Below are 2,462 nucleotides of genomic sequence, written 5' to 3'. Positions count from 1 at the left end.
TCGCCAGATTCGGTTGCCGATGTATCGAGCACAGGGGCAGTTGCCATTTTAGACTCCTCTTCTTTGTCGTGAAGAGTGCCATTGCTGACAATAATGTCAATCCCGTTTCGATAAGCAACTTAATCGGCTGTTAGCGCTTTCAGCCGGGCAGTTTGACCAGTCCGAAAAGTTTTTTGCCGCCGGAATCTTTGATCCGCCCCGCACTTCCTGATTTCATGACATTGCGACGGAACAGATAGACCCCGATGCGCAGAATGATCATCACAAAAACCGCTTGCCACATAACCGCCAGCAGATGCGGCCAAAGCGCCGTATCCTGCGCCGCGCGGGCGATCATTGCGAAGGGCGAAGTGAACGGAAATAGGCAAGCAAAAATCTCGATAGGCTCGCCCAGCTTTGTAACAGTGTACATGGCGAGAAAGAAGTTGATCAATTGCGCCATCGTCACCGGCATCGACAACGTTTGCACCTCGCGCACCGTCGCCGCCATTGCGCCTATTCCAAGGAATAATGATCCAAGGATGAGATAGGCCATTGTGAAATAGACCACGCCTAGCAGGCCAAATACAGGCCAACCGACAGCGGGCGTGGGCAGGCTAGGCAGCGCCGGTCCAGACAGGCTTGCAAGCCCGAAGCCGACAGTCGCCCAGACGGCGATGCCGACAAATGCCATGGCGAGCATGGCGAACAGCTTGCCGAGAAAGACGGCGTCCATCGGCACGGCTGCGGCCAGGATTTCGATGATCTTGTTCGCCTTTTCCTCGACCAGGTTGGAAAGTACCATGCCCGCAAGCAGCATGGTCAGCATGAACAGCAAAACTTGTGTTGCCTGCGCCGTTGCGAGGCGTTTGCGTTTTTCGTTCCCCGCGCTGCTTTGGACCAGTCGAGTTTCGACCATAGGCAAGTCCATCGAGTCTACGTTGCTGGCGAAGGCGCTGAGTATTGCGATCTCGCCCCGATAGTTTTCGATCGGTCCACTGGTGCCCGTCAAAACCGGCTTTTTCAGACTTCCGCTCAGCACCGCTGCCAACCCATTTTTCTTGTCTTCCAGCAACTTTTCGGGCGCTATTCCAGTCGCGGATTGCGCCAATTGCTTCAACTCGGGCAATCGCCTTTCGCCAACTTGTTCAGCCAATGTCGCGCGCGCCGCCAGTAATTGGCGGCTATCGTCGATCGACATGGCGACCCCGACAACAGGACGGTCTGCGTCGCGCGCAACCTGTCCGCCGAGCAAGCCTGCGGCACCGCCCACCAGCAGCGGGAACATCGGCCCCAAGAGGAAGAAGAAGAAGGCTTTAGAGAAGATGATCGCGGTGAAATCACGGCGGCCAATGACGAATGCGGCACGGATTGTTTCCATCATAGCAGGTCCTCCGGTGTGGGTGCATCCATCTCGGCTGCCGCATCCTCACCCGCAATTGCGACAAAGGCATCGTGCAGACCGGGGCGTTCGATCGAAAGCGATTTCACGCCAGCCTTGCCTTCAACCAACGCGGTCAGCAAAGGTTCAACACCACTGTCGGGCAGTGTGAAATGCCACCAATTGCCCTCATGCCGGGCGTCAGCAGGCAGCGCCTTGCGCCACGGGCCATCGGCAGTTTCGGTTTCGAGATGCACTTGCGGGCGCAGCCGGTCGCGCGCAGTCGACACCAGCCCGTCAAAACTGACCTTGCCCTTGGCGATGATCGCGATGCGTTCGCATAGCCGCTCGGCATGCGCGATGACGTGGGTTGAAAAGATGATCGTAACACCCCGGTCTGCTTGCGCGCGGATCATCCGCTCTAGCTTGGCTTGATTAAGCGCATCAAGGCCGGAGAAAGGTTCGTCGAGAACGATCAGTTTGGGATCGTGGACAATTGTGCCGAGCAGTTGCACGGTCTGCGCCATACCTTTTGAAAGCTGCCGGATCTGCCGGTCGGCGGCATAGCCCAGTCCTGCCTCCTCCATCAATTCGCGTCCGCGCTGCTCGGCAGCTTTCAACTGCATGCCCCGCAAGGCACCCATGAAGGCGATGGTGTCTGCCGCGCGCATTGACTGATACAGTCCGCGCTCCTCGGGAAGATACCCCACCAGCTTTGATTGGCTCAATGGCCGGTCTGAACCCAGCAGAATGCGGGTGCCTGCATCGGGGTCGATGATGCCGAGCAACATGCGCAGCGTGGTTGTTTTGCCGGCACCATTGGGCCCCAATATGCCGTAGATGCTCCCCTCGGGCACGTTAAGGTCGATGCCGTCGACCGCGCGGAAACCTTCGAACTGCTTGACAAGCCCGCGTGCCTCGATTGCATGCATAATAGTAATAAGCCCCAAAACCGATCCGATACCCGAATAGGGACAGCGCGTGAAAAGACACAAGACAAATTTGGTTAACGCTCTGAAGGATCGGGCAAAGGCGGAAGGTTTTGCCGATTGTCGAATAGCCCCCGGCCACCTTGCGCCAGCGGCTGGAGAGCGGCTGCGCC

Annotated in this window: 2 protein-coding genes; both read right to left on the bottom strand. The window is 57.7% G+C overall.

Annotation, left to right across the window (positions count from 1 at the left end; all coding sequences use genetic code 11):
* Window positions 1-139: 139 nt before the first annotated feature.
* Complete coding sequence (locus tag ABL922_RS14565; protein WP_349024930.1) at window positions 140-1,363, bottom strand: ABC transporter permease; 1,224 nt, start codon at window positions 1,361-1,363, stop codon at window positions 140-142.
* Window positions 1,360-2,292 (bottom strand): ATP-binding cassette domain-containing protein, encoded by a 933-nt coding sequence (locus ABL922_RS14560; protein WP_349024929.1) that lies wholly within the window; start codon window positions 2,290-2,292, stop codon window positions 1,360-1,362. Before ABL922_RS14560 ends, ABL922_RS14565 begins: the two co-directional genes overlap by 4 nt.
* Window positions 2,293-2,462 lie beyond the last annotated feature (170 nt).

Origin of the sequence: Sphingorhabdus sp. (assembly GCF_040079335.1) — a bacterium.
Taxonomy (GTDB): Bacteria; Pseudomonadota; Alphaproteobacteria; order Sphingomonadales; family Sphingomonadaceae; genus Sphingorhabdus_B.
This window is presented reverse-complemented; position numbering and strand designations above follow the sequence as displayed.